We start from the raw sequence: 25,032 nt of genomic DNA on the forward strand, positions 1-25,032 counted from the left end.
GGCCGTGATCCTTCACACCCCCCTCTGTCCTGCCGGACATTTCCCCCGCAAGGGGGGAGATCAGCAGCTTGTCTGCCCCGCCAGTTCTGCAACGTCGAAAATTGGCGAAGCCCGTGGCGACAGCCAATCTCCCCCCTTGCGGGGGAAATGTCCGGCAGGACAGAGGGGGGCGCCTCTCGCAAACCGTCATCATGCAGGCTCATCCATCAGATGCAGGCTCTCGCGATTGAAGGTGAGCATGACAGCCTCGCCTTCAGCCGGCAGGGGTATGCCGGCCGGCACCATGGCGTGAAGCCTCAGCCCGTCTGCGTCGAGCGCCAGCCTTGTGGTGGCGCCGAGAAAATTCGTGCCGACCAGGCGGGCAGCAACACCGTCCCCGTCCGTTGCGTTTGAAACGCAAATGGATTCAGGGCGCAGGCTGCCCCAGCGGCGCTGGCCGGAATAACGCTGGACGAAGTCCGGCGGCAACACGTTGGACGAGCCGACGAAGTCGGCGACGAAGCGGGTGCTCGGCCGCTGGTAGATATCCTCCGGCGTGCCGATCTGCATAATCCTGCCGTCATTGAAGACGGCGATACGGTCGGCCATCGACAGCGCCTCGCCCTGGTCGTGGGTGACGAAGACGAACGTGATGCCGAGCGCCTTCTGCAGCGACTGCAGTTCCTCCTGCATGTTTTCGCGCAGCTTCAGGTCGAGCGCGCCGAGCGGCTCGTCGAGCAGCAGCACCTTGGGCTGGTTGACCAGCGCGCGAGCCAGCGCGACACGCTGGCGCTGGCCGCCGGAAAGCTGGCCGGGCCGGCGGGCGCCATAGCCGGGTAGCCGCACCAGCGACAACGCTTCTTCGGCAGCCTTGTGCCGTTCGGCCTTGCCGACGCCCTTGACCATCAGCCCATAGGCGACGTTGTCGAGCACATCGAAATGCGGGAACAGCGCGTAGTCCTGGAACACGGTGTTGACGTTGCGGCGGTAAGGCGGCACGCCCTCGGCACGTTCACCGAAGATCGAGATCGAACCGGCCGTCGGCTGCTCGAAGCCGGCAATCAGGCGCAGGCACGTCGTCTTGCCGGATCCGGACGGCCCGAGCATGGCAAAGAACTCGCCCGGCGCGATGTCGAGATCGACCGCATCGACGGCGCGAACGCTACCGAAATGGCGCGAGACTTTCTGGAAGGAGACGGCTGAGGTCATGGGCTGTCCTGATCTTTCAGGCTTTCAATTCGAGCGGCAGTGCTGCCCCTCATCCGCCTGCCGGCACCTTCTCCCTGTGTATTGACGGGGAGAAGGAAAGCGCTCCAACGACGGCCGCTCCCTCTCCCCGTCCTTCACGGGGAGAGGGTAAGGGTGAGGGGCGGCGCCAATCTCTGCAAAGTAAGGCTAAGTCACCGACCGCCGATGACGCCGATATAATCCGACACCCAGCGGTAGTAGGGCACGCACTGGTCATTCTGGCTGGCGCATTTCGAGACCGGCGTCTTCCAGAACTTGATCTTGTCGAAGTTCTCGTAGCCATTGGTCTTACAGCCTTCCTCGCCGAGCAGCTCATTGCCCTTGCAGGCGGCGGGCACGACCGGGAGCGAACCGAACCAGGCGGAAACGTCACCCTGCACTTTCGGTGCCAGCGAGTGTTCAAGCCACTTATAGGCGCAGTTCGGATTGGCCGCGTCGGCTTCCATCATGGTGGTGTCGGCCCAGCCTGTGACGCCCTCCTCGGGAACGGTCGAGGCAATCGGCTTCTTGGCGGCGACCAGCGTGTTGACCTGGAACGGCCAAGAACCCGAAGCGACAACGCCTTCGTTCTGGAAGTCGTCGACCTGGATCGCCGCGTCATGCCAGTAGCGGCCGACCAGCGTGCGCTGGACGCGCAGCAGCGCCAGTGCTGCCTTGTACTGGTCTTCGCTCAGTTCGTAGGGGTCCTTGATACCCAGCTCCGGCTTGTGGAACATCAGGTAGTTGGCGGCGTCGGCAATGTGGATCGGACCGTCATAGGCCTGGACACGACCCTTGTTGGACTTGCCATCCGGCAGGTTCATCTCCTCGAACACGACGTTCCAGCTCTTCGGCGCTTCCTTGAACACGTCGGTGTTGTACATCAGGATATTCGGGCCCCACTGATAGGGCACGCCATAGTGGACGCCACCGACGGTGAACCATGGCGCATCCTTCAGGCGGTCGTCGACCGTCTTCCAGCTGGGGATGAGATCGGTGTTGATGGGCTGCACGCGCTTGCCGGCGACGAGGCGCAGCGAGGCATCGCCCGAAGCCGTGACGAGGTCGAAACCGCCTTCGTTCATCAGCGAGACCATCTCGTCGGAGGTGTTGGCCGTCTTGACTTTGACCGTGCAGCCCGTCTCCTTCTCGAAGGACGTGACCCAGTCATAACCCTTGTCGGTTTCGCCGCGCTCGATATAGCCCGGCCAGGCAACGATGTTGACCTGGCCTTCGCCCTTGCCGAGCTCCTTCACCTGGGCAATGGCCTGACCGGAGAAGGTCAGCGCGACCGTCAGCGCAGTGCATGACTTCAGGAATGAATTCATCATCAATCTCCCATTTTGGCGCCTGCCCCCGAAAACCGGTTCCGGTTTTCGCCAGAGGTCATGCGCGGACCGAAAAACTGTCAGTTCGTCCGATGGACTTGATGCCGCTCTGGTGGCGGCTTTGTTCCTGGAGCGCAAGGTGCTTGGAAAATTCCGGTTTCGCAAATTCATTTATCAGAAATGCGGTATCGGTTTTTCCGATATGTCAAACAAGTCATCAAGGGCGCTGCCGGACCATCCGCTGCGACTGGGCAAGCCCGATGAAGTCGCGCGCCGCCTGCGGCAGACCGGAGCCGCGCCGCCAGACCATGCCAACCTGGACCACTGGCAAAGCGCCGGAAACATCGCGCGATTCGATACGGTCGCCTTCCAGCGACCATGGCCGGTAGACAAGGTCAGGCAGCAGCGCCACGCCAGCGCCGGTGGCGACAAGGCTGCGCACGGCTTCCACGGAGCGGGTGCGGAAGGCGACATGCGGCTTGGCGCCGATCGCCGTCAGCAGCTTGCCGGTGTTCTCCTCGATTTCGTCGACGGTGAGCATGATCAGCGGCTCGGAGGCGATATCGCCGATGCCGATGATGTCGGCACCGGCGAGCGGATGGCCGAGCGGCAGCCAGAGGCGATAGGCCGAAACTTCGAGGATTTCCGACTGCAATGCCGTGCGATCGCGCAGATTGGACGTGACCATGACGGCAATGTCGAGCTTGCCGCCGATCAACAGATGTTCGAGATAGTCGCCATTGTCCTCGATGGCCGAGACCTCGACGCCGGGATAGGCGCGGCGGTAGCGGGCAAGCAGGTCCGACAACACATAACCGGCGACCAGTGAGGTGACGCCGAGTTGCAGCCGGCCGCCGAAAGCAGCCTTCTCGCCGGAAAAAGAGCGGCGGGCGTCGGACACGTCGGCGAGTATCTTCGTCGCGTGGCGCAGAAACTGGTGGCCCTTGTGGGTGATGTTGAGGCCGCGCGGATGGCGGTCGAACAGTTCGACGCCGAGATCGCTTTCGAGTTCCTTGATCGCTTCGGTGACCGACGATTGCGAGATGGAGAGATTTTGTGCCGCGCGCGACACCGTGCCTTGCTCGGCGACGGCGACGAAGAACTGCAACTGGCGGATGGTGAAGGCCATGGCCGGACTAAACACCGCCGCAGCCACGAAGAAAAGCCAGCGGCAGTGCTTATCCCGTGGCTGGAGAGCCGGCGATCAGCCGAGCACCAGCCTGATGCGCCGCCGCCATGCGGGGCCGTAGCGCAGTGCCAGCATGAACGCCGTCTCCAGCATCACGACGATGACAATGATGCGGAAGCCTATCGTGAGGGAATCCTGGCCGCTGCCGCGCAGGAGGTAGCCGGTCAGGAGGAAGCCCGCGTTCCAGATGGCGGCGCCGAGCAACGTCGCCAGGGCGAACGTCAACGCCGGCAAACGAAGCGCGCCTGCCGCGATCGGCAGGTAATTGCGCACCGTCGGGATGAACTGCGCCAGCAAGGACACCCTGATATGATTGCGGCGATAGGCCTGGCCAAGCTTGTGGTACGTTTCGGGACGCAGGAAGACATATCTGCCGGCACGTTCGATAAGCCTGCCGGCACGGTCAAATCCGATCCGGCGGCCCACCGTGTACCACACAAGGCAGCCGGCAAAGGAGGCGGAGGTCGTCACCGCCAGCAGGATCGCCAGCGACGCGCCATCAGCCGCCGCTGTCATGCCGAGGAACAGCAGCAGCACATGCGAGGGCGGAACCGGCAGTATCTTCTCGGTGAAGGCAAGACAGAAGACGCCGAACAGACCGAAGCTGAGGATGGTCGACAGAGGATCCATCATGCGAAGCGCCAGTCGTAGCTCTCGGCAGCCTTGATGCGGGCGATGCGATAGACGGTGGCAGGCGGAAGATTGCGAAGAGTAAGGCCGATCCGCGTGGCTTTCAGATCCAGTCGGTCAAGCAGTGATTGGTTGATCGGGCAACGCCTGCCGTAGGTGAACTGATACAGTGCGCCGCCGGGCCGAAGATTAGCAAAGACGCCTTCGAGAATAGCCTGAGTCTTGCGCGTCGGTATCGACAAAAAGGGCAGGCCGCTAACCGCGGCGCCGACGACTGGACCTTCGAAAAGCCGTAGATGGCGCAAGGCTGTGGCATCCATTTCGAATGTGCGGGCCTTCGGAAAACGCTGTTTGAGCAGGGCGGCAAAATCGACACCGGACTCGATCAGCGTCAAATCCTCTTCCTTGACGCCGCGCGCCAACAGCGCTCGCGTAAACGGTCCGGTGCCGGGACCAAGTTCAAGCACGGGACCGGTGTCGGGGCCAATGTCGCGCGTCATCAGCGCGGCCAGGCTGGCGCTGGACGGTGTCACCGACGCAACGCGCAGCGGCGCAGCGACCCAAGCCAGGAGAAAGGACAAAGCATCACTTGCAGGCATGGTAATCTCAATCCCGGACAGCGGCACGCTAGACAGAGGTGTGGCCGCTCGATTTCATTTTAGCGTCGGGCCCGACCTGTTGCGTATTCGGGCCCGACGCCTCGACGCCGGCATGGGCGGTTCTTGCCGGCCGGGGCTGTTTGCCGCGACTGGATTGCATAGACATTGCGCAATATCACGGATGCAAAGAAAGACCTTGCGGGCCTCGGGCCGTTCAGCTTTGCCATGTTTGCGCAATGTTGGCGCGGTAGCCCCGAAGCCGTGGCCGTTGCTGGAGGAGTGTGGATGCGTATCTTGCTGGTCGAGGACGAGGCTGAAATGGCCTCTGCCCTGCGTGCCGCGCTGAAGCGTCACGACATGGTGGTCGATCACGCCGGCTCGCTCATCGAGGCGGAGGGCTTCGTTGCCGCCGACAGCTACGACGCCATCCTGCTCGACCGCCAGTTACCGGATGGTGACGGGCTATCGCTGGTGCCCAGATTGCGCTCGGCGAAGAACACCACGCCCGTGCTGATGCTGACGGCAAGAGGCGATACGGCGGACAAGGTCGATGGGTTGGACATGGGCGCGGACGACTATCTGGCAAAACCGTTCGCTTTCGAGGAATTGCTGGCCCGCCTGCGCGCGCTGCTGAGGCGCCCCGCGCCGCTGCAGTCGCAATTCATCCGCGCCGGCCATCTGGTGCTCGATGTCGGCCATCGCGAGGCGTCGATCCGTGCCGAGCCGCTCAGCCTGCCCCGCCGCGAGCTCCTGGTGCTGGAGGCGCTGATGCGGCGCACCGGCCGCATGGTCCAGCGCGAGGCATTGATGGAAGCGGTGTTCGGCCTCGACGATGAGATTCAGTCCAATGCCCTCGACACCCATGTCTCGCGCCTGCGCCGCAAGCTTGCCGATGCAGATGCCGGCGTGACGATCAACGGCATTCGCGGCGTCGGTTATCTCCTGCGCGAAACGAACTGAGCGCCAGGCGATGACTATCGAGCGCCCGCGTTCGCTGAAATGGAGCCTGGTGCTGCGCATCGCCTTGCTGCAATGTGCGATGCTGACGCTGATCATCGTCGGCATTCTCGGCGCCATGCTGGCCACCGGCATCATCCCACACGACTATGAGGACGGCACCATGGACGTGCTCGCGGATGCCGTGGCGCGCGACGCAGGCGGCAAGCTCATCCTGCGCGAGACCTCGGATCTGACGAAGCTGCGGTCCGGTGTCCCCGACCTCTGGTTCATCATCCGCGACAAGCAGGGACAGCGGCTGCAGGAAGGCACCGTGCCGGCCGTCTTCCAGCCTTTCGCCGGACTGCTGGACAACATCAGTGACGCCCGCATCGACCCCGCACTCGGGCAAAGCGCGCCGCCGGAGGGAAAGATCCGCTGGACCGACACGGCGGCCGGCAATGTCCAGATCTTCACCGGCACCAAGGGCGGGCTCTCGCTGTTGCGCGTGCTCGGGCAAGCGCCGCAATTCTTCCTGCAAGGCATATTGCCGCTTGCCGGACTGATGGCGCTGGCCACGCTGTTCGCGACGCCCTGGGTGGTGCGTGGCGCGTTGTCGGGCCTTGGCCATGCGGCGGCCGAGGCGGAGCGCATCGACATCGACCAGCGCGGCGTGCAACTGCCGCTGAAAGACGTGCCGCGGGAAGTGACACCGCTGGTGAAGGCGGTCAACGCCGCACTTGCGCGCCTCGACAAAGGCTATGAGCGCCACAAGCGCTTCCTGACCGACGCCGCCCATGAGCTCAGGACACCGCTCGCCATCCTCAACACGCGCCTTGCCTCACTGCCGCCGACACAAGAGCGGGCGCGGCTGCTGCAGGACGCAGCCAGGCTTTCGACGCTGACCGACCAGCTGCTCGACCTGCAGCGCCTCGACCGGCAGACGTCGCCGTTCGAAACGGTCGACCTGGTGGCGATCGCGCGCGGCGTCATCGTCGACCTCGCGCCGATGGCGTTTTCGGCCGGTTACGAAATGTCGTTCGAGCCGGAAGGGGACACGGTTTTCGCCACCGGCGACCGCATCGCGATCGAACGCGCCGTGACCAACATCGTCCAGAATGCCATCGAACATGGAGGCCGCGCGGGCAAGATCACCGTCAGCGTCACGACACGCGCCACCATCGAAGTGCGCGACGAAGGCGACGGCGTGCCGCCAGCCGAGCGGGAGCGCATTTTCGAGCCCTTCTACCGGCTGCGCCCGCAGGATCACGGCGCCGGGCTCGGCCTCAACCTGGTGCAGGAAATCATGCAGTTGCATGGCGGACGCATCGAGATCTTCGATGGCAAGCCGAGCGGCGCCTGCTTCAGGATGAGTTTTCGCGCTTTGCCAGCATAGCATCACCGTAAGCACCAACGACGGCGATGCGTTTGACATCGTGATGAATCGTAACTAATTAAGTTACATGAAGCGAAACAGCCGGCTGTCTGCCACCTTGCACATTCTCGTCCACATGGCCGAGAAGCCCGGGCAGGCACTGACCTCCGAGCAGCTTGCCACCTTCATCCACACCAACCCGGTGGTGGTGCGCCGCACCATCGCCGGGCTGCGTGACGCCGGCATCGTCACCTCGTCCCGCGGACATGGCGGCGGCTGGCTCCTCGGGCGGACGCCCGAAAACATCTCGCTGGCCGAAATCAGCGCCGCGCTCGGCGAGCCGCTGCTGCCGTTCAGCACGGAGCCGGAAAGCCCGGGCTGTCTCGTCGAACAGGCGGTGATCGCCGTGCTCGACGATTTTCGCATCGCGGCCGAAAAGCTGCTGGCCGACAAGCTCAGCCGCATCACGCTGGCCGACCTGACCGCCGATTTCCGCCGCCGTTACGACCTCATTGGAGTTTCCACCCATGCAGTATGATCTCGCCGTCGTTGGCGGCAGCTTTGCCGGCCTGTCGGCCGCCATCCAGGCGGCGCGGGCCCGCCGCAACGTCGTGGTGATCGACGCCGGCCAGCCGCGCAACCGTTTTGCCGCGCATTCGCACGGCTTCCTCGGCCAGGACGGGCGCACGCCCGGCGCCATCCTCGACGATGCCAGGCGGCAATTGCTTGCCTATCCGACGGCCAGGCTTGTCAACGCACGAGCGGACAGGGCCGTCGCCAACAGCAGCAGCGATTTCGAGATCACCACCGATGGCGGCGATACCTTCGGCGCCGCGCGACTGGTGCTGGCCACCGGCGTACGCGACATCCTGCCGGAAGTACCCGGACTCGCCGTGCAATGGGGCAAAACCGTTCTGCATTGCCCCTATTGCCATGGCTACGAGGTTTCCGGCGAGCCGCTTGGCGTGCTCGCGACCGGCCCGATGTCGATGCATCAGGCGCAGCTGATCGCCGACTGGGGCGACGTCACGCTTTTCGGCAACGGCCAGATCGAACCTGACGCCGAGCAGATGCTCGCCCTGGAGAGCAAGAATGTCAGGTTCGAGCCCGCGATCGTCAGCGAATTGCGGGAAGACGGCGCCGGTGGCTTGATCGTCCATCTCGACGGCGGCCGGAAGGCGGGCGTCAGGGCGCTGTTCACCGCGCCGCGCAATACGATGGCGAGCCCGCTGGCCGAGCAGCTCGGCTGCGGCTTCAAGGACGGCCTCCTCGGCCCGGTGATATCCGTCGACGACAGGCAGCAGACGACGGTTCCCGGCGTCTATGCCGCCGGAGACGCGGCACGCGCGATGCACAACATCGCCTTCGCCGTGTCGGGCGGGACGTTCGCGGGTGTTTGCGCCCACCAATCGCTGGTCTTCGGCTAAAATCCCGCTTCGCCGCCGGCGATGCTAAGCCGCGCTCCGGCCTGCGCCAGGGCGGCGGCTATGTCACGCGGCGGCGCCAGGTCGGTGGCAAGCTCGGAAAAGCCGTCGAAGCCGCAGACCTGAACAAGACCCTGACGGCCGAATTTGCTGTGGTCGGTGATGACGAGCGAACGCTGGCCGCGCGACAGCACCACGCGGGCGAATTCGGCCTCTTCCAGATCGTAGTCCATGACGCCTGTCATCGCATCGACGGCACCGATGGAGATGATGGCATGGCTGACCGAGAAGCGGCCGACGAACTCGATGGCCGAGGCTCCGAAAGCGGCCCCTGAATCGTTGCGCAGCTCGCCACCTGCCATGTAGACCTTGTTGCCATTGATGGTGGCCAGCGTGCGGGCGATATCAGACGAGTTGGTGACCACCGTCAGGCGCCGGTGGCCGAGCAGCTCGCGCGCCAGGAACGAGGTCGTGGTGCCGGTGTCGAGCATGATAGATTCGCCATCGCGGATGGTGGCGGCAACCATGCGTGCAATGACGCGCTTGGCATCGGCATTCTCGCGCATGCGGCGTTCGAAGGGCGCTTCGCCGATCATCGACGGCAGGCCGATGGCGCCATGCATCTTCAACACCGAGCCGTCACTGGTGAGCGGCTTGACATCGCGGCGCACGGTCTCGAGCGAAACGCCCAGCCGGTCGGCCAGGCTGGTGATGGTGATGGTTCCCTCTTCCTGCAGTAGCCGCAGGATTTCGCCATGCCGTTTCGAGTGGATCATCTGAACGTCCCGAAATTGACCGATTCTAGGGCATTCCTAATGCTTTTAAAGGAGATAGCTGATGGTTTCGGGCAAAACACCCAAAAAAAGTCACAGCTTTTTATTGACAGCGTCGCGACGCTGGCGTGAGATTGACTTCGTGACAGGCTCGGAACTGCCACGGGAGGGTGATGGCAGAGCCGCAACCGACTGACCAGCTCGTCTGGAACGTGCCTGGCGCCAGGTTTTTCAGATCCGCGGGGGCGGATGCCGGAATCAAAAACCGGCCAAGGGGCTCGTCGGTGCGGTGCGGGATACAGTTCCCGGTATCCCGCACCGACGAGATTTTCCGTTCTTTCTCACCGCCGCTATGTCGAAGACTGGCTAAACCCGGGGCAAGCTCGTGACCGCCGAAGATCGCATCCGCGCCCTGCCCTGCTGGACTGGCAGCATCGAGATCGCTCCGCTGCCGGGTGGCCTGAGCAACGCCAACTTTGTCGTCACGGACACGGCCGGCAAACATGTCGTGCGCTTCGGCCAGGACTATCCATTCCACCATGTCTTCCGCGAGCGCGAGGTGATGACCGCGCGGGCGGCGCATGCCGCCGGTTTCGCGCCGGCGGTCCATTATGCCGAACCGGGGATCATGGTAACGGCGTTTCTCGGCGCCAAGACCTATCTGGCCGAGGACGTGCGCGCCAATCTTGGCCGGGTCGCGGCCCTGATGCGCGGCTTCCACCGGGAGATGCCAAACCATATCTCCGGCGCCGGCTTCATGTTCTGGGTGTTCCACGTCATCCGCGACTACGCGCGCACGCTCAAAGAAGGCGGCAGCCGTAAGCGTGGCGACCTGCCGCGGTTCCGGGCGCTGGCCGACGAACTGGAGCGGGCACAGAAGTTGTTGCCAATCGTCTTCGGCCACAATGATCTTTTGCCGGCCAATATTCTTGACGACGGCAACCGGCTGTGGCTGATCGATTTCGAATATGCCGGTTTCAACACGGCGATGTTCGACCTTGCCGGAGTGGCCTCGAACGCGGGCATGAGCGACGAGGAATCTTTCGCTTTCCTGACCGCCTATTTCATGAAGGAACCGGACGAGGCGATCCGCCGCTCGCACGCCGCCATGCAATGCGCCTCGCTGCTGCGTGAGGCGATGTGGAGCATGGTGTCGGAACTCTATCTCGACGCACCGGGTATCGACTACGTCGCCTACACCGAGGAAAACCTGGTGCGGCTCGACGCTGCGCTGGAAAACTACCAGACAAAATACGGGATTCTGAAATCATGACCTTGCCTAGCCAGGCCGCGATCGTCGTCATCGGCGGCGGCATCATCGGCTGTTCGACGGCCTATCATCTGGCGCGCGACCACAAGGCCGACGTGGTGCTGCTCGAACAGGGTAAGCTGACCTCGGGCTCGACCTGGCATGCCGCCGGTCTGGTCGGGCAGTTGCGCTCGTCGGCATCGATCACCCGGGTGCTCAAATACTCGGTCGACCTCTACAAGGGGCTGGAGGCCGAAACCGGCCTTGCCACCGGCTGGAAGATGACCGGCTGCCTGCGGCTCGCCACCAATGCCGACCGCTGGACCGAATACAAAAGGCTGGCGACGACGGCGAAGAGCTTCGGTATGGACATGCAGTTGCTGTCGCCGGCTGAAGTCAAGGCGATGTGGCCGCTGATGGAGACCGGCGACCTGGTCGGCGCCTCCTGGCTGCCGACCGACGGCCAGGCGAGTCCCTCCGACATCACGCAGTCGCTGGCCAAGGGCGCGCGCATGCATGGCGCCAAACTCTACGAGGATGTGCGCGTCACCGGCTTCGAGATGAAGGATGGCCGCATCACGGCCGTGAAGACCAATCAGGGCGACATCGCCTGCGACAAGGTGGTGAACTGCGCCGGGCAATGGGCGCGGCAGGTTGGCGCCATGGCGGGCATCAACGTGCCGCTGCAGCCGGTGAAGCACCAGTACATCGTCACCGAGAAGATCGAGGGGCTGGCGACCGACGCGCCGACGCTGCGCGACCCCGACCGGCGCACCTATTTCAAGGAGGAGGTCGGCGGGCTGGTGATGGGCGGCTATGAGCCGAACCCGCAGGCATGGACGACCGATCTCGCCGGGGGCGACGTGCCCAATGACTGGCAATTCCGGCTGTTCGACGACGATTACGACCATTTCGAGCAGCACATGACGCAGGCCATCGCGCGCGTACCGGCGCTGGAAACCGTCGGCGTCAAGCAGATGATCAACGGGCCGGAAAGCTTTACGCCGGACGGCAATTTCATCCTCGGCGTGGCGCCCGAATGCGCCAACATGTTCGTCGGCGCCGGCTTCAATGCTTTCGGCATCGCCTCGGGCGGCGGCGCCGGCTGGGTGCTGGCGCAGTGGGTGGTCGACGGCGAGGCGCCGCTCGATTTGTGGGTGGTCGACATCAGGCGGTTTTCCGACCTGCACCGCGACCGGCTGTGGGTGTGCGAGCGCACGCTGGAAGCCTATGGCAAGCACTACACGATCGGCTTTCCGCACGAGGAGTATGCCAGCGGCCGACCGCGCATCGTCTCGCCGCTGTATGACAGGCTGAAGCGCCAGCGCGCCGTGTTCGGCTCGAAGCTCGGCTGGGAACGGCCGAACTGGTTCGCGCCGGAGGGCGTCGAGGCCAAGGACATCTATTCGATGGGCCGCCAGAACTGGTTCGCGGCGGTCGGCGACGAACACCGGCATGTGCGCGAGCAAGTCGGCATCTTCGACCAGTCCTCCTTCGCCAAATACGAATTGAGCGGGACCGATGCGGCCAAGGCGCTGGACTGGATCTGCGCCAACGATGTCAGCAAGCCGGTCGGGAGGTTGACCTACACCCAGCTCCTCAACACGCGCGGCGGCATCGAGGCCGACCTGACGGTGGCGCGGCTGGCCGAGGAAAAATTCTACATCGTCACGGGCACCGGTTTCCGCACCCATGATGCCTCATGGATCAGCGACCATATCGGCGAGGGCCTTGATGCCAGGCTGACCGATGTCACCGAGGATTTCGGCACGCTGTCGCTGATGGGGCCGCGCGCACGCGATGTGCTTTTGTCGGTCACCGAGGCCGATGTGTCGAATGCCGGCTTCCCGTTCGGCCATGTGCGGGAGATCGCAATCGCGGGCCACACCGTGCGGGCGCTGCGCGTCACCTATGTCGGCGAACTCGGCTGGGAACTGCACGTGCCGATCGCGGCCACAGGCGAAGTCTTCGACGCGCTGATGACGGCGGGCCGGAAGCATGGCATCCGCCCGGTCGGCTATCGGGCGCTGGAATCGCTGCGGCTGGAAAAGGGCTACCGCGCCTGGGGCTCCGACATCACCCCCAACGACACGCCGCAGGAAGCCGGCCTCGGCTGGGCGGTCAAGCTGCGCAAGAACACCGATTTCGTCGGACGGCGCGCCCTCGAGAAGGTTGGCGGCGCACCCTTGAAGAAGCGCTTTGCCGGCTTCACGGTCGATGATCCGGAGATCGTGCTGCTCGGCCGCGAGACCATCCTGCGCAATGGCGAGCCGGTCGGCTATCTCACCAGCGGCGGCTATGGCTACACGATCGGCAGGAATATCGGCTACGGCTATGTGCGCAACGCCGATGGCGTCAGCGATGACTTCCTCGCCTCGGGCGGCTATGAACTGGCGGTCGCGATGGAGCGCACGCCGGCCAAAATCCATCTCGAGCCGGTGTACGACCCGACATCAGAGAGAGTGAAAGCTTAACTCACCCGCAGGGCGAGGCCACGGCTAGGCACGGTATCCGCCTCGCCAGGCATGGAGACGTAGGGGCGTGTCTCTTCAACGCGGATGACGAGGCCTTGTGCCTCGAGCTCAGCGATGCGCGCGGCAAAACCCTGATCCCACAGCGTGTTCTTGACGGTCAGCACGATCACCCCGCCGGGCCGGCAGATGCGGATCAGTTCGTCCAGCCCCTCGGCGCCGACATGGCCCGAGGTGAACACGCCGGCCGAGATTACTCCGGCATAGGCATGATCGGCGAGAGGCAGCCTCGCGCCGAGCGCCAGGCAATGCAGGGCCGAATAGACGCCCTTGCGCGCGGCCTGGTCCAGCATGCCTTGCGAAATGTCGAGCGCTTCGACCTCGGGATAGCCTGTTATGTCGAGCCATTCGCCGATCAGCCCGGTCCCCGCCCCGGCATCGAGCAGCGGGGCTGAACCGCGTGGCAGATGCCGGGCGAGCAACGCAAGGCAGATGGTCGGATGACGATAGCCGGCGGCGGACATGTCGGCGTCGTAGGTCTGCGACCAGCTGTCATAGAGTGCTGCCACCTCTTCCGGGCGCTTGGCCGCGTAGACCGCGCCGAGCGCGCCCTGATGTTTGCTGTCCGCCACGCGTCCACCCATCCCTTGTCTTGCGGGATGATAGCCAAACGACGAAAATTGTGGAACCGTTTGCCGCGAAGAAATAACGGCGTGGGGCGCAGGCATGAAGGCAGACCAGGCGCGGGCAAAACTTGCCGCCATTCCGATGCTGGCCGGCTACACCGGGCCGCTGAACCGGCTTGGCGGCCTTACCAACCTCGTCTTCAGAGCCGGTGACTACTGCCTGCGCATTCCAGGCAAAGGCACCGAGGAATACATCAACCGTACCAACGAAGCGGTAGCAGCGCGCGAGGCGGCAAAAGCCGGCGTCAGCCCGGAAGTGCTCTATTTCGACGCCGACACCGGCGTGATGGTCACGCGCTTCATCGCCGGGGCCGAGACGATGTCGCCGGAGAAATTCAGGGAACGGCCGGGCAGTCCGGCCCGCGCCGGTGAAGCCTTCCGCAAGCTGCACGATTCCGGTGCGGTGTTCGCGTTCCGCTTCGAGCTGTTCGCGATGATCGACGACTATCTCAAGGTGCTGTCGACCAAGGATGTCGCCCTGCCCTCTGGCTACCACGACGTGGTGCGCGAGGCGGAAAGCGTGCGCTCCGCCCTTGCCGTCCATCCGTTGCCGCTGGTCGCCTGCCATTGCGATCCGCTGTGCGAGAACTTCCTCGATACGGGTGACAGGATGTGGATCGTCGACTGGGAATATTCGGGGATGAACGATCCGCTCTGGGATCTCGGCGATCTCAGTGTGGAGGGCAAATTCGATGCCTTCCGGGACGAAGAGATGATGCGCGCTTATTTCCGCCGCGGGGCAAAGCCGGCGGAGCGCGGCCGTATCATCATCTACAAGGCGATGTGCGACCTGCTCTGGACGCTATGGGGGCTGATCCAGCTTGCCAACAACAACCCCGTCGACGATTTCCGCGCCTATGCCGACGGCCGCTTCGCGCGCTGCAAGGCGCTGATGGAGACGCCGGAGTTTTCACGGCATCTGGCCGCGATACGCCAAGGCTAGAGCCGGATGATTTCAGGTCGAGTCGACCTGAAATCTGAATCCGTCTCTAAATCAAAAAGTTAGAGCATGATGTCATCCGAAAACCGCTTCACACTTTTCGGCATCATGCTCTAGGGATCTGGACCTCAGTTCACGCCCTTCGGCACGTTTTCGGGCGGCACCGTGGTGTCAACCACCTTCTGGCGGTGGAAGATGAACAGGCCGGCCACAACGACGATGCCGGAGCCGATCAGGATGCGCGGGCCGGGAACATCGCCGAAGAACACCAGCCCGAACACCACCGCCCACAGGAGCAGCGTATAGTGCAGCGGTGCCAGCGTCGAGGCCGGCGCCAGTTTCAGCGCCCGCGTTATCATAAGATGGGCGCCGCAGGAGACGACGCCGAGGAGCAGCATGGCACCGAAGTCGAGCGCCGAAGGTGCGCGCCAGGCGCCGATGGCCAATACACCGCCGACCAGCAGCGTGCCGATCGTCTGCCATGTCACCAGATTGGTGTCGCTGGTGCCGCGCAGCCGCCGGTTGAGGATGATGGCGAAGGCGAAGGCGATGCTGCCGGCAAGCGCGAAACCTGACGACAAGGAGAACGCGGCCGAGGAGGGCTTAAGCATGATCACCACACCGCAGAAACCAAGCAGGATCGCCAGCCAGCGGCGCCAGCCGACCTTTTCGCCAAGCAGGAGGTGGGAGAGGGCCGCGACATAGATCGGCCCGGCCATGTAGAAACTCATGACATCCGCCAGCGGCAGATAGACGACAGCGGCATAGAAGAGCGCGGTGTCGAGCGTGGTCATGACGACCCGCAATATCTGCAGTTCGGGCCGCTCCATGCGAAACAGCTTGGCGGTGCCCTGATGGGCGATCATCGGACCCAGCACGAAGAAGGCGCCGATCGAACGGATCAGCACCACCTGGCCAACGGAGAAGCTGGCGACCAGCCACTTGCCCATCGCATCGTTCAGCGCAAACAGGAAGTCGCCGGCCAGCATCAGCAATATGCCGGCCAGAAGCACATTCCCGATTGCAGAATTCCGCGCCACGGGTTGCGTCATGCCGATCCCGATTCCTCCCATGCGAAGCTGCGTCGTAGACGGAAGCAGGGGCTTTGACGAGGAGAAATCCGGAAATCGGCAAGGCCAGCGCCGGGAATCGGCTGGGTCTGGCCGGCTTTGGACTGGCTATGCAGATGCGGCGTCCTATTGAGCCTGATGCCTGCGGTTCACCTGACCCGGCCTGCCGGGAATGGACAGCCTGGTATCCTGCCTCGTGCGCTCCGCCACCACCTTGCCCCTGGCGATGACGCAAATGCGCTCGGCACGCAGACGCAGGGCCTCGATCGGATTGCCGGCGTCGAGGATGACGAGGCTGGCGCGCTTGCCGACCGCGAGGCCGAGATGGTCGAGCCCCATGATGACGGCGTTGACGTTGGTGACCATGTCGAAGCAGCGCGCCATGTCGGCCGGGCTCGACATCTGGGCGACGTGCAGGCCCATGAAGGCGACGTCGAGCATGTCGGCGGTGCCCAGCGAATACCAGGGATCGAGCACGCAATCCTGGCCCCAGCCGACGCGGATGCCGAGCGCCTGCATCTCCTTGACCCGAGTCAGGCCACGGCGCTTCGGGAAGGTGTCGTGGCGGCCCTGCAGCATGATGTTGATCAGCGGATTGGGGATCGCTGAAACGCCGGCTTCAGCGATCAGCGGCAAAAGCTTCGAGACATAGTAATTGTCCATCGAATGCATCGAGGTGAGGTGCGAGCCGGCCACCCTGCCCTGCAGGCCCAGCCGCTGCGTTTCATAGGCCAGTTGCTCGATGTGGCGTGACAGCGGGTCGTCGGTCTCGTCGCAATGCAGGTCGACCATCAGGCCGCGCCTGGCCGCGATCTCGCAAAGCTCGGTCACCGAGCGTGCGCCGTCGGCCATGCTGCGCTCGAAATGCGGAATGCCGCCAACGACGTCGACGCCCATGTCAAGCGCCCGGATGGTGTTCTGGCGTGCCGTCGGCGAGCGATAGAAGCCATCCTGAGGAAAGGCCACCAATTGCAGGTCGATGTAGGGGGCGATGGTTTTCTTGACGTCGAGCAGGGCCTCGACCGCCAGCAGCCGGTTGTCGCAGACATCGACATGGGTGCGGATGGCGAGCAGCCCCATCGACACCGCCCAGTCGCAATAGGCGAGAGCGCGGTCGCGCACCGCCTCATGCGTCAAAAGCGGCTTCAGTTCGCCCCACAGCGAAATGCCTTCGAGCAGCGTGCCCGACGCGTTGATGCGCGGAATGCCATAGGAGAGCGTCGCGTCCATATGGAAGTGCGGATCGACGAAGGGCGGTGACACCAGATTGCCACGGGCGTCGATTTCGGCCCGGGCGGAACCCTCCAGCATGGGCTCGATCGCCGCGATCGTCTCGCCGCTGACACCGATATCGGCAATCCTGCCATCCGGCAGCGTGCCGCCACGAACGATAAGGTCCAAGTCCATCTGTCGTCATCCCGCTTCAAGAATCACTTTTCCATCGTGTCCCAAAAGACAGCATGCCGCAGCGGTTTTCTTTCCAGAAGCCGCCAATGGTTCCATCCGGGCGCAACTCCCTCTATAAGCCGCCTTCGACATCCCGGCATCAAGGATCAGCCGTTGTTTCGTTTCTTCCGTTCGACGGAGAACCAGCGCCTCGTGGCGAGGCTGCTCAGGGAATCGTTCCGACAGCACAGGGCCGGCTACGGCGCAGCCATTCTTTCGATGCTGCTGGTGGCCGGCATGACGGCTGCCAGCGCCTGGATTCTGCGCGAAATCACCAATGAATTCGTGATCGACAAAAGAATCGAGCGCGTCAACATGATCGCCGTGGCGGTCGCCGCGATCTTCATCGTCAAGGGCATCGCCAATTTCGTCCAGGCCTACTTCATGAGCCGGGTCGGCAACGCCATCATCGCCGAGCGGCAGCGCAAGATCTACGATCGCATCCTGGCGCAAGGCATCGAATTCTACCATTCGACCTCGTCATCGGACCTGATCACCCGCATGACGAACAATGCCCAGGCCGCCCGCAACGTGCTCGACCTCATCGTCACCTCCTATGTGCGCGATCTGGTGACCCTGGTCGCTCTGGTGCTGGTCATGATCGTGCAGCAGCCGGCGTTATCGCTGATCTGCTTCGTCGTCGGCCCGCTCGCCATCTACGGCGTCAACCGCATCCTGAAGCGTGTGCGCAAGTTCGCCGCCATGGAGTTCCGCTCGGTCGGCCAGATCGTGCAGGTGATGCAGGAAACCGCTATCGGCGTGCGCGTGATCAAATCCTTCAACCTCGAAGGCGTGATGCGCAAGCGCATGTACAAAGCGGTCTCCGACGTCGAGAACCGTGCCAACAACATCGCCACGCTGGAAGCGCTCACCACTCCCGTGATGGAAACACTGGCCGGCCTGGCCATTGCAGGCGCCGTGCTGGTCAGCGGCTTGCTGGTGCTGCAGGGCGGCCAGACGCCGGGTGCCATCATGGCCTTTGTCGCGGCGCTGCTGCTGGCTTATGAGCCGGCAAAGCGCCTGGCGCGCGTGCGCATCGCATTGGAAAGCGGTATTGTCGGCGTGCGCATGATGTTCCAGCTGGCCGACGAACCGCTGACGCTGGCCGAAAAGCCGGATGCAACGCCGCTTCGGGCCGGACCGGGCGAAATCCGGTTCGACGCCGTGAGCTTCGCCTATCAGAACGGTCCGCCGGTGCTGGACCGGTTCGACCTGACTTTCGCGCCCGGTAAGATGACGGCGCTGGTCGGGCCATCGGGCGGCGGCAAGTCGACGATCCTGAACCTGATCATGCGCATGTACGACCCGAAGAGCGGCAAGGTGCTGTTCGACGGCCAGGATATTTCCCATGCCACGCTCGCATCGCTCAGGGAAAAGATCGCCTATGTCAGCCAGGACACGTTCCTGTTTGCCGGAACGATCATGCACAACATCCGGCTCGGGCGGCAGGACGCGACCGACGACGAGGTGATTGCCGCGGCCAAGGCGGCCAATGCGCACGACTTCATCATCGCGCAGGCGAGGGGTTACGAGACCGATGTCGGCGAGAATGGCGGCCTGCTGTCGGGCGGCCAGCGCCAGCGCATCTCGATCGCGCGCGCCATGCTGCGCAATGCCGAAATCCTGCTGCTGGACGAGGCGACCAGCGCGCTCGACGCCGAGTCGGAAGCGCTGTTCCGCGATGCGCTGCAGCAACTGACGGAAGGGCGCACGACGATCGTCATCGCGCACCGCCTGTCGACCGTGCACCAGGCCGACACGATCGTGGTGCTGGAAGGCGGCAAGGTGGTGGAGAGCGGCCCGCACCGGACCTTGCTCAGCCAGGGCGGGCTCTATCAAAAGCTTTATGAGTACCAATTGATGCCGTGAGGCCGAAGGGCGCTGCTTGCCTTCTCCCCCTGCGGGAGAAGGTGGATCGGCGCACAGCGCCGAGACGGATGAGGGGTGCTGGAAGAAACAAGGCGCTAGCGAGTTCCCTAAAGCGAGGGGTGCCGCCAAGCTGGACACCCTTCATCCGTCCGAGCTTCGCTCGGCCACCTTCTCCCACAAGGGGAGAAGGAAGAGCCGCGCTACTCCGGCACGACCCGCACCGCGCCCTTGTCGGCACTGGTGGCGAAAGCGGCGTAGGCGCGCAGCGCCGTCGTCACCTTGCGCTTGCGCTTTTCCTCCGGCTTCCAGGCCAAGGCGCCCTTGGCCGCCATCGCCGCGCGGCGCGCTTCCAGCTCGGCGTCGCTGACGGCGAGACGAATGGTGCGGTTGGGAATGTCGATCTCGATCGTGTCGCCCTCGCGGACCAGTCCGATCGTGCCGCCCTCTGCGGCTTCCGGCGAGACATGGCCGATCGACAGGCCCGACGTGCCACCGGAGAAGCGACCATCGGTGACCAGCGCGCAGGCCTTGCCCAGGCCCTTCGACTTCAGATAGCTGGTCGGGTAGAGCATTTCCTGCATGCCGGGGCCGCCGCGCGGTCCCTCATAGCGGATGACGACGACGTCGCCGGCCTTGATCTCGTTGGCAAGGATGGCCTTGACCGAGGCGTCCTGGCTCTCGAACACCCGCGCCGGACCGGTGAACTTCAGGATCGACTCGTCGACGCCAGCTGTCTTCACGATACAGCCGTCGAGCGCCAGATTGCCCTTCAGCACGGCAAGCCCACCGTCTTTCGAAAACGGCGTCTCGGCCGAGCGGATGACACCCTTCTCTCGATCAAGATCGAGATCGTCCCAGCGGCGGTCCTGGCTGAAAGCGACCTGCGTCGGCACGCCGCCGGGAGCGGCGAGGAAGAAATCGCGTACGTTCTGGCTGGTGGTGCGGGAAATATCCCAGCGATCAAGCGCTTCGCCGAGGCTCGCCGTGTGCACCGTCGGCAGGTCGCGATTGATCAGCCCGGCATTGTCGAGCTGACCGAGGATCGCCATGATGCCACCGGCGCGGTGGACGTCTTCCATATGCACGTCCGACTTGGCCGGCGCGACCTTGCAGAGCACCGGAACCCGTCGCGACAGACGGTCGATATCCTCCATGGTGAAGTCGACCTCGCCCTCATGCGCGGCGGCCAGGATGTGCAGCACGGTGTTGGTCGAGCCGCCCATGGCGATGTCGAGCGTCATGGCGTTCTCGAAGGCGCCCTTCGAGGCGATGCTGCGCGGCAGCGCTGTCTCGTCATCCTGCTCGTAATAGCGCTGGGCGAGATCGACGACGAGGTGACCCGCCTCGACGAACAACCGCTTGCGATCGGCGTGTGTTGCCAGCGTCGATCCGTTGCCGGGCAGCGACAGGCCAAGCGCCTCGGTCAGGCAATTCATCGAATTGGCGGTGAACATGCCCGAGCAGGAGCCGCAGGTCGGGCAGGCCGAACGCTCGATGACCTTGACGTCCTCATCGGAAATCTTGTCGTCGGCGGCGGCCACCATGGCGTCGACCAGATCGAGCGCCTGCGCCTTGCCGGCCAGCACCACCTTGCCGGCTTCCATCGGGCCGCCGGAGACGAAGACGGTCGGGATGTTGAGCCGCAACGAGGCCATCAGCATGCCCGGCGTGATCTTGTCGCAATTGGAGATGCAGACCATGGCGTCGGCGCAGTGCGCGTTGACCATGTATTCGACGGAATCGGCGATCAGCTCGCGCGACGGCAGCGAATAGAGCATGCCGTCATGGCCCATGGCGATGCCGTCGTCGACGGCGATGGTGTTGAATTCCTTGGCGACGCCGCCGGCCTTCTCGATCTCGCGCGCGACCAGCTGGCCGAGGTCCTTCAGATGGACGTGGCCCGGCACGAACTGTGTGAAGGAGTTGACGACGGCGATGATCGGCTTGCCGAAATCCGAGTCCTTCATGCCGGTGGCGCGCCAGAGGCCGCGGGCGCCGGCCATGTTGCGGCCATGAGTGGTGGTGCGGGAGCGATAGGCAGGCATGACTCTTCCTTGGCTGGCCGGCGGCGCTCGATGCGGAGCGTGGCGGCGCTGAATTCGGACCGCAGGCGTTATAGACTCGCAAGTATGGTCTGGCCACATTTTTGCAATGCGCCAGATTTTCCCGAGAAACGAGGGCCTCCGAAAAAATTGCACGCGGTTGTCGGATCACGTGCCGCAAGCGCGTCCTTGGGACAGACGGCAGGAATGGCACCATTCTCGGAGTCAGCCGTTTTCACTGCAACAGCAAAGCAACCGAGGAGTGCGCCATGCAAAAGATCACCACCTTCCTGTGGTTCGACGGTGAGGCCGAAGAGGCCATGAACTACTATGTGTCCATTTTCAAGAATTCGAAGGTGCTGAGCGTCACGCGCTGGCCCCAGGGCCACGCCTCGGAAGGCAAGGTGTTGGTGGCCTCGTTCGAGCTCGACGGCGTGCAATTCCAGGCGCTCAACGGCGGCCCGCAATACAAGTTCACCGAGGCCATGTCGCTGTCGATCGACTGCAAGACGCAGGAAGAGGTGGATCATTTCTGGACCCGGCTCACCGAAGGCGGCGGCGAACCTGGACGCTGCAGCTGGCTGAAGGACAGATTCGGCGTCTCCTGGCAGGTCGTGCCGGAGCAGTTGCCGCGCCTGCTCCAGGATCCCGACCGGGCCAAGGCAGGCCGGGTGATGTCGGCGATGATGCAGATGGGCAAGATCGATATCGCCAAGATCGAAGCGGCTGCGAAAGGGTAATCATGGGTAGTGGGTAGTGAGTAGTCGAGACTACTTCGGTCCGCCCCTACTTCCTACTTCCTACTTACTACGCCGCCTTGTCGCGGACCTGATAGTCCTTGATCGTTTCGAAGCGGATCGCCTTCCAGCGTTCGGCTTCGTAGTTCAGCGAGAAGGCGTGCTGGGCGAGGAACACCGGGTCGTTGTCGAGGTCGCGGGCGATGTCGCCGCGATGCGCTTCGATGAAGCGGTGAACCTCGGCCTTGTCGTCGGCCGATATCCAGCGGCAGACCGAAAAGCGCGACATCTCGAATTCGACGGGCAGCGTGTATTCGAAGTTCAGCCGCTCCTTCAGCACGTCGAGCTGCAGCGCGCCGACGACGCCGACGATGGCCGGTGAGCCGTCCTCCGGCGAGAACAGCTGCACGACGCCTTCCTCGGCCATCTGGTGCAACGCTTCCTTGAGCTTCTTCGCCTTCATGGCGTCGCCTAGGCGCACGCGACGCAGGATTTCCGGGGCAAAATTCGGCACGCCCCTGAACAGTATTTCCTCGCCCTCAGTCAGCGTGTCGCCGATGCGCAGCGTGCCGTGATTGGGGATGCCGACGACGTCGCCGGCAAAGGCTTCGTCGGCGGTGACGCGGGTGCGGGCGAAGAAGAACTGCGGCGCCGACAGGCTCATCGGCTTGCCGGTGCGCACCAGCTTGGCCTTCATGCCGCGCTCGAGCTTGCCCGAGCAGACGCGGACGAAGGCGATACGGTCACGATGGTTGGGGTCCATGTTGGCCTGTATCTTGAAGACGAAGGACGTCATCTTGTCCTCGGTCGCCTCGACCTTGCGGGTGTCGGCCTCTTGCGCGCGCGGCGGCGGTCCGTAAGCGCCAAGCGCCTCGATCAGGTCGCGCACGCCATAATTGCGCAGCGCCGAGCCGAAATAGACCGGTGTCAGATGACCCTCGCGAAAAGCGTCGATGTCGAGCGGGCGGCACGCTTCGCGCGCCAGTTCCAGTTCCTCGATGAAGGCTTCGCGCTCGTTGTCGGGCAACAGCCCGGCGACGCGGTTGGAATCGGGACCGTTGACCGATGTGCGTTCCTTCTCGTCGTCGCCTTTGCGTACCGCGTTCAGCGCCAGATGGTAGGTACCCGAGAAGGTCTTGCCGCGGCCGATCGGCCAGGTGATGGGCGCGGTGTCGAGCGCCAGCTTCTGCTCGATCTCGTCGAGGATCTCGAACGGGTCGCGGCTCTCGCGATCCATCTTGTTGACGAAGGTGATGATCGGGATGTCGCGCAGCCGGCACACCTCGAACAGTTTCAGCGTACGCGGCTCGATGCCCTTGGCGGCGTCGATCACCATGACGGCCGCGTCGACCGCCGACAGTGTGCGGTAGGTGTCGTCGGCGAAGTCCTCGTGGCCGGGCGTGTCGAGCAGATTGAAGACATTGTCCTCATACTCGAAGGTCATCACCGAAGTGACGACCGAGATGCCGCGCTCGCGCTCGATCTTCATCCAGTCGGACCGGGTCTGGATACGATCCTTCTTGGCCTTGACCTCGCCGGCAAGCTGGATGGCGCCGCCGAACAGCAGCAGTTTTTCGGTGAGCGTGGTCTTGCCGGCGTCCGGATGGGCGATGATCGCGAAGGTGCGGCGGCGCGACACTTCCTCTGGTATTGTTTCGGGCATTCTTTTGGGATTTCCGTGTGACAGGCCGGGCTTCTAGCAGCGCAGTGCGGGGCTGTCGACCGTTCCGGCGGCAAGGACGCCGCCGGATGCCGCAGCCCGGTCAAGCCGACTTAGTCCGAAGGCAGCCGGCATTTGATGTCACGACGCATATTTCTCGCGACTCGATGTTGGCAAGCAGCCGCCAGCGTGGCACTTGGGTAACCGTTGCCTGAGGACTACGATGCGGAGGTGAAAGCATGGCCGCGGCGAAACAAGTCATCGTCATCGGCGCCGGCATCATCGGCGCGTCGATCGCCTGGCATCTCACCAAATCGGGCGCCCGGGTGACGGTCATTGCCGACAGCGCCGCCGGCGGAGTGGCGACTCCGAATTCGTTTGCCTGGATCAACGCCAGTTGGGGCAATCCGGAGCCGTATTTCCGGCTGCGCACCCGCGCCATGGCCGAATGGACAAGGCTGGCGCAGGACCTGCCCGGCCTGCCGCTCAACTGGTGCGGCGGCCTGTGCTGGGATCTGTCGGCGGCCGACCTGGAAACCTATGCCGAAGAACATTCATCCTGGGGCTACGGCATCGAGCGCGTCGACCGCGCCGCAGCCGCGCGCATCGAGCCCAATCTGACCGAACTTCCAGATTTCGCCCTGCATGTCGCCCAAGAGGGTGTCGCGGAACCCGTCGCAACCACGAAAGCCCTGCTGGCCGACGCGGAGCGGCGTGGCGCGCGCATCCTCACCAGCACGGTGACGGCGCTTGTCCAGAGCAATGGCCGGATTACCGGCGTCGACACATCGCATGGGCTGATCGCCGCCGACGAAGTGGTGATCGCGGCCGGCGTCGGCTCGCCGGACATCGCCGCGACGGCCGGCATCAGCCTGCCGATCGAGACGCCGCCCGGCCTGATCGTCCATTCGCGGCCGTACAAGAAGCTGCTCAACGGGCTGGTGCTGGCCGGGCGGCTGCACATGCGCCAGACCGCGGAGGGCCGCATCATCGCCGGCTCGGATTTCGGCGGCGCCGACCCAGGCGTGGACGCTGAAGTCACAGCTCGTGAGTTGTTTGCAGTCATGAAGGCCATGCTGCGCGACAGCGAGGGACTGGAACTGGATTTCCATACGGTCGGCTACCGGCCGACGCCGATCGACGGCTTCCCGATCATCGGCCGTGCCGAGGGCATGGACGGTCTCTATGTCGCCGTCACGCATTCGGGCATCACGCTGGCGCCGGCGGTCGGCCTGTTCGCTTCACAGGAAATTCTTGGCGGCGAGCGCGACCCGCTGCTGGCGCCTTACGGATTGGGTCGCTTCGCTCAGTAGCCAGGCGGACGACTAGAGCGTTTCACGTTTTGACGGAAGCGTAGCCGGCGTTTGCGAAATAGTTCTTGCATTCGTTGGCCTCGATCGTT

Annotated in this window: 21 protein-coding genes; 10 read left to right on the forward strand and 11 right to left on the reverse strand. The window is 64.0% G+C overall.

Going from position 1 to position 25,032, the window contains the following annotated elements; genetic code table 11:
- Positions 1–189 precede the first annotated feature (189 nt).
- The 5 genes from FJ930_RS25125 to FJ930_RS25145 all read right to left on the reverse strand — a co-directional run bounded on the left by FJ930_RS25125 (position 190) and on the right by FJ930_RS25145 (position 4,952).
- Positions 190–1,188, reverse strand: coding sequence for an ABC transporter ATP-binding protein (locus FJ930_RS25125; RefSeq protein ID WP_141840530.1), 999 nt, complete (start codon positions 1,186–1,188; stop codon positions 190–192).
- A 191-nt stretch (positions 1,189–1,379) separates the two neighbouring features.
- Complete coding sequence (locus FJ930_RS25130; protein ID WP_140744602.1) at positions 1,380–2,534, reverse strand: ABC transporter substrate-binding protein; 1,155 nt, start codon at positions 2,532–2,534, stop codon at positions 1,380–1,382.
- Between the two features lie 217 nt (positions 2,535–2,751).
- A complete protein-coding gene (locus FJ930_RS25135; RefSeq protein WP_140744603.1) occupies positions 2,752–3,663 on the reverse strand; it encodes a LysR substrate-binding domain-containing protein in 912 nt (303 codons plus the stop codon).
- A 75-nt stretch (positions 3,664–3,738) separates the two neighbouring features.
- A complete protein-coding gene (locus FJ930_RS25140) occupies positions 3,739–4,356 on the reverse strand; it encodes a DedA family protein (protein ID WP_141840531.1) in 618 nt (205 codons plus the stop codon).
- On the reverse strand, positions 4,353–4,952 hold the full coding sequence (locus FJ930_RS25145) for a methyltransferase domain-containing protein (RefSeq protein WP_141840549.1): 600 nt from the start codon (positions 4,950–4,952) through the stop codon (positions 4,353–4,355). Before FJ930_RS25145 ends, FJ930_RS25140 begins: the two co-directional genes overlap by 4 nt.
- A gap of 285 nt (positions 4,953–5,237) precedes the next feature.
- Between FJ930_RS25145 and FJ930_RS25150 the strand changes: the two genes are divergently transcribed.
- From FJ930_RS25150 to FJ930_RS25165, 4 genes are all read left to right on the forward strand, one after another.
- The gene (locus FJ930_RS25150) at positions 5,238–5,912 is read left to right on the forward strand and encodes a response regulator transcription factor (RefSeq protein WP_140744606.1); all 675 of its coding nucleotides are present in this window, start codon (positions 5,238–5,240) and stop codon (positions 5,910–5,912) included.
- A 10-nt stretch (positions 5,913–5,922) separates the two neighbouring features.
- Positions 5,923–7,284 carry a HAMP domain-containing sensor histidine kinase gene (locus FJ930_RS25155; RefSeq protein ID WP_141840532.1) on the forward strand — a complete coding sequence of 454 codons (1,362 nt, stop codon included), beginning with the start codon at positions 5,923–5,925 and terminating at the stop codon, positions 7,282–7,284.
- A gap of 67 nt (positions 7,285–7,351) precedes the next feature.
- On the forward strand, positions 7,352–7,801 hold the full coding sequence (locus FJ930_RS25160; protein ID WP_141840533.1) for an Rrf2 family transcriptional regulator: 450 nt from the start codon (positions 7,352–7,354) through the stop codon (positions 7,799–7,801).
- On the forward strand, positions 7,791–8,690 hold the full coding sequence (locus FJ930_RS25165) for an NAD(P)/FAD-dependent oxidoreductase (RefSeq protein ID WP_141840534.1): 900 nt from the start codon (positions 7,791–7,793) through the stop codon (positions 8,688–8,690). Before FJ930_RS25160 ends, FJ930_RS25165 begins: the two co-directional genes overlap by 11 nt.
- Here the strand turns inward: FJ930_RS25165 and FJ930_RS25170 are convergent.
- Complete coding sequence (locus tag FJ930_RS25170; RefSeq protein WP_141840535.1) at positions 8,687–9,463, reverse strand: DeoR/GlpR family DNA-binding transcription regulator; 777 nt, start codon at positions 9,461–9,463, stop codon at positions 8,687–8,689. The genes FJ930_RS25165 and FJ930_RS25170 overlap by 4 nt on opposite strands.
- 382 nt (positions 9,464–9,845) lie before the next feature.
- Here FJ930_RS25170 and FJ930_RS25175 point away from each other — a divergent pair, with 382 nt between their 5' ends.
- Together FJ930_RS25175 and FJ930_RS25180 are read left to right on the forward strand one after the other, a co-directional pair.
- Positions 9,846–10,733, forward strand: coding sequence for a phosphotransferase family protein (locus FJ930_RS25175; RefSeq protein ID WP_141840536.1), 888 nt, complete (start codon positions 9,846–9,848; stop codon positions 10,731–10,733).
- Entirely contained in the window at positions 10,730–13,183 is a 2,454-nt protein-coding gene (locus FJ930_RS25180) for an FAD-dependent oxidoreductase (protein ID WP_141840537.1), read from the forward strand. The genes FJ930_RS25175 and FJ930_RS25180 overlap by 4 nt, the downstream gene beginning before the upstream one ends.
- On the opposite strand, the gene FJ930_RS25185 is transcribed toward FJ930_RS25180, so the two are convergent.
- The gene (locus FJ930_RS25185) at positions 13,180–13,812 is read right to left on the reverse strand and encodes a class I SAM-dependent methyltransferase (protein ID WP_181763461.1); all 633 of its coding nucleotides are present in this window, start codon (positions 13,810–13,812) and stop codon (positions 13,180–13,182) included. The genes FJ930_RS25180 and FJ930_RS25185 overlap by 4 nt on opposite strands.
- A 94-nt stretch (positions 13,813–13,906) precedes the next feature.
- Here FJ930_RS25185 and FJ930_RS25190 point away from each other — a divergent pair, with 94 nt between their 5' ends.
- A complete protein-coding gene (locus tag FJ930_RS25190) occupies positions 13,907–14,809 on the forward strand; it encodes a phosphotransferase family protein (RefSeq protein ID WP_141840539.1) in 903 nt (300 codons plus the stop codon).
- A 125-nt stretch (positions 14,810–14,934) separates the two neighbouring features.
- Here the strand turns inward: FJ930_RS25190 and FJ930_RS25195 are convergent, their stop codons facing one another.
- Both FJ930_RS25195 and FJ930_RS25200 read right to left on the reverse strand, forming a co-directional pair.
- Positions 14,935–15,858 (reverse strand): DMT family transporter, encoded by a 924-nt coding sequence (locus tag FJ930_RS25195; protein WP_141840540.1) that lies wholly within the window; start codon positions 15,856–15,858, stop codon positions 14,935–14,937.
- A gap of 144 nt (positions 15,859–16,002) precedes the next feature.
- Positions 16,003–17,283, reverse strand: coding sequence for an amidohydrolase family protein (locus tag FJ930_RS25200; protein ID WP_141840541.1), 1,281 nt, complete (start codon positions 17,281–17,283; stop codon positions 16,003–16,005).
- 153 nt (positions 17,284–17,436) lie between these two features.
- Between FJ930_RS25200 and FJ930_RS25205 the strand changes: the two genes are divergently transcribed.
- Positions 17,437–19,191 (forward strand): ABC transporter ATP-binding protein, encoded by a 1,755-nt coding sequence (locus FJ930_RS25205; RefSeq protein ID WP_141840542.1) that lies wholly within the window; start codon positions 17,437–17,439, stop codon positions 19,189–19,191.
- Positions 19,192–19,391: 200 nt separating this feature from the next.
- Here FJ930_RS25205 and ilvD read toward each other — a convergent pair whose 3' ends face one another.
- Positions 19,392–21,236 carry a dihydroxy-acid dehydratase gene (gene ilvD / locus FJ930_RS25210; RefSeq protein WP_141840543.1) on the reverse strand — a complete coding sequence of 615 codons (1,845 nt, stop codon included), beginning with the start codon at positions 21,234–21,236 and terminating at the stop codon, positions 19,392–19,394.
- 266 nt (positions 21,237–21,502) lie between these two features.
- Here ilvD and FJ930_RS25215 point away from each other — a divergent pair, with 266 nt between their 5' ends.
- On the forward strand, positions 21,503–21,973 hold the full coding sequence (locus FJ930_RS25215; RefSeq protein WP_141840544.1) for a VOC family protein: 471 nt from the start codon (positions 21,503–21,505) through the stop codon (positions 21,971–21,973).
- 67 nt (positions 21,974–22,040) lie between these two features.
- Here FJ930_RS25215 and FJ930_RS25220 read toward each other — a convergent pair whose 3' ends face one another.
- The gene (locus tag FJ930_RS25220) at positions 22,041–23,633 is read right to left on the reverse strand and encodes a peptide chain release factor 3 (RefSeq protein ID WP_141840545.1); all 1,593 of its coding nucleotides are present in this window, start codon (positions 23,631–23,633) and stop codon (positions 22,041–22,043) included.
- A gap of 236 nt (positions 23,634–23,869) precedes the next feature.
- On the opposite strand from FJ930_RS25220, the gene FJ930_RS25225 reads away from it, so the two are divergent.
- A complete protein-coding gene (locus tag FJ930_RS25225) occupies positions 23,870–24,943 on the forward strand; it encodes an FAD-binding oxidoreductase (protein WP_141840546.1) in 1,074 nt (357 codons plus the stop codon).
- The last annotated feature ends 89 nt before the right edge of the window (positions 24,944–25,032 follow it).

This window comes from Mesorhizobium sp. B2-4-15 (genome assembly GCF_006658505.1).
Taxonomy (GTDB): Bacteria; Pseudomonadota; Alphaproteobacteria; order Rhizobiales; family Rhizobiaceae; genus Mesorhizobium.